Consider the following 2,111-nt stretch of genomic DNA (forward strand, 5'->3'; position numbering starts at 1 on the left):
GCCGCCGCGCTCACCGACCGCGCTCCCGCCCTGCTCGGCCTCGGCGCGGCGGGGACGCTCCTGCTCGGCGCCGTGGCCCTCGTCGGGGCCTGGACGAGCGGCGAGGTTCCCGGCGAGGCGACGGCGGGGCTGCCCGCCGCCGTGCACGGCCTCGCGCAGACCTGCCAGGCGCTCGGCTCCTGGCTCACGGGGCTCGCCGCGCTGCTCTTCCTCGCCTTCGGCCGCCGCGCCTACCGTGATCCGAACGCCCGCCGCACGATCGGCATCCTGTGGGACGTCGGCACGTTCTGGCCCCGCGCCGCGCACCCCTTCGCGCCGCCCTGCTACGCCGAGCGCGCCGTCCCCGACCTCACGTGGCGCATGGCGACGTGGACCGCGCGCACCGGCGGGCGCCTCGTCCTCTCCGGCCACTCCCAGGGCAGCGTGCTCGCCGCCGCCGCTGCCTGGCAACTGCCGCCCCGGGTCCGCGGCAGGATCGCCCTGCTCACCTACGGCTCCCCGCTCGAACGCCTCTACGGCCGCTGGTTCCCCGCCCACTTCGGCCCCACGGCTCTCGCCGGACTCCACACCGACGTCGCCCACTGGACCAACCTCTACCGCGCCACCGACCCCATCGGCGGCCCCGTCCGCGTGCCCGGCGTCGACCACGCCCCCCTCCACGACCCCCTTGCCTACGGCCGCACCCCCGACGAACCCCTCCCGCCCCCCATCCACGGCCATGGCGACTACCCCGCCGACCCCGCCTTCGCCAAGGCCCGCACGGCCCTCCTCCGCCGCCTCCGCCCCACAGGCCCCGTCCCGCGCCAGCCCTCCCGCCCCAGTACGGCACCGCGGGAAGCCGGGACCACTGGGGAGACGGCAGAGACCTGAGCGCGGAGCCCTTCCCCGTCGTCAGCGGTCCGTACCGGATCGGCCACGTCCTGATTGCCCGAGACCGTAGCCCAGATCCGCCGAGGCCGCGCAACCGCGGAGACGGTCGCCACCCGTACGAGTGAGAGGATTTTCGGGTTCGCCGAAGTTATCCACAGATTGCGGGAATTGGCGCGGGAGGCGTGCCGGGCCGCGAAAGAATAGAAGCGGGGACGCCCCCCTAGGGAGGGTGGGGGGTGCCCGAAAACAGGGGGGAAAGCGGCGCCAACCCCGCCCCGGACTCAGCCCCGACCCCAAGCCCCCGCGCCCGCCCCCGCCGCCTCCCTCCCGCTCCTTCTCGCGCTCCCCCTCCCTCCCCCCTCACCTCAACTCCGGCAGATCCTCCGGATACAGCAGCGTCAGATCCGCCTTGTCCGGGCTCTCCAGTTGCGCCACCCGCCCCGCGTGGCGCTCGACCATCGCCTCGAAGGTCTGGCGCGCCGTGCGGCCGTTGCCGAAACCGGCGTCCTTCGGGATCGCCGTGAAGTACTTCAGGAGCGCTTCCCCGGTCCCGTCCGCCAGCTCGTACTCGTGCTCCTCCGCCTGCTGCTCCACGATCCGCAGCAACTCCTCGGGGCCGTAGTCCCCGAAGGTGATCGTCCGTGAGAAGCGTGAGGCGACGCCGGGATTGACCGCGAGGAAGCGCTCCATCTCGGCGGTGTAGCCGGCCACGATGACGACGACCTCGTCGCGCTGGTCCTCCATGAGCTTGACCAGCGTGTCGATCGCCTCGCGCCCGAAATCGCGCCCCGAGTCCTCCGGCGAGAGCGCGTACGCCTCGTCGATGAAGAGCACCCCGCCCTTCGCCCGCCCGAACGCCTCCTGCGTGCGGATCGCCGTCGAGCCGATGTGCTCGCCGACCAGGTCCACCCGCGAGACCTCGACCAAGTGCCCCTTCTCCAGCACCCCGAGCGCCACGAGGATCTCCGCGTACAAGCGCGCCACCGTCGTCTTGCCGGTACCGGGGGAGCCGGTGAAGACGAGGTGGCGGCGGGCCGAGGCCGCCTTGAGCCCGGCGGCCTGGCGCCGTCTGCCCACCTCGATCATGTCCGTCATCGCGCGCACCTCGCGCTTCACGCTGTCGAGCCCCACGAGCGCGTCGAGCGCCGCGAGCACGTCCTCGGGCGTCCGCGCGGGCCGCTCCTCCTCGGCCGCCCCCGGGGCCGTCGTCCCCTGCCGGGGTGCCGGGACGCCGCCGAGCA

At 74.1% G+C, this 2,111-nt stretch carries 1 protein-coding gene and 1 pseudogene; one reads left to right on the forward strand and one right to left on the reverse strand.

Going from position 1 to position 2,111, the window contains the following annotated elements; translation table 11 throughout:
- A pseudogene (locus G3I42_RS03245) lies at positions 1–870 on the forward strand (DUF2974 domain-containing protein); the annotation flags it as partial.
- Positions 871–1,230: 360 nt separating this feature from the next.
- Here the strand turns inward: G3I42_RS03245 and G3I42_RS03250 are convergent.
- Positions 1,231–2,111, reverse strand: an 881-nt coding sequence (locus G3I42_RS03250; protein ID WP_164282333.1) for an AAA family ATPase, incomplete at its 5' end; no start/stop codon positions are given.

Source organism: Streptomyces sp. SID11385, from assembly GCF_010548245.1.
In the GTDB taxonomy this organism is placed as follows: domain Bacteria; phylum Actinomycetota; class Actinomycetes; order Streptomycetales; family Streptomycetaceae; genus Streptomyces.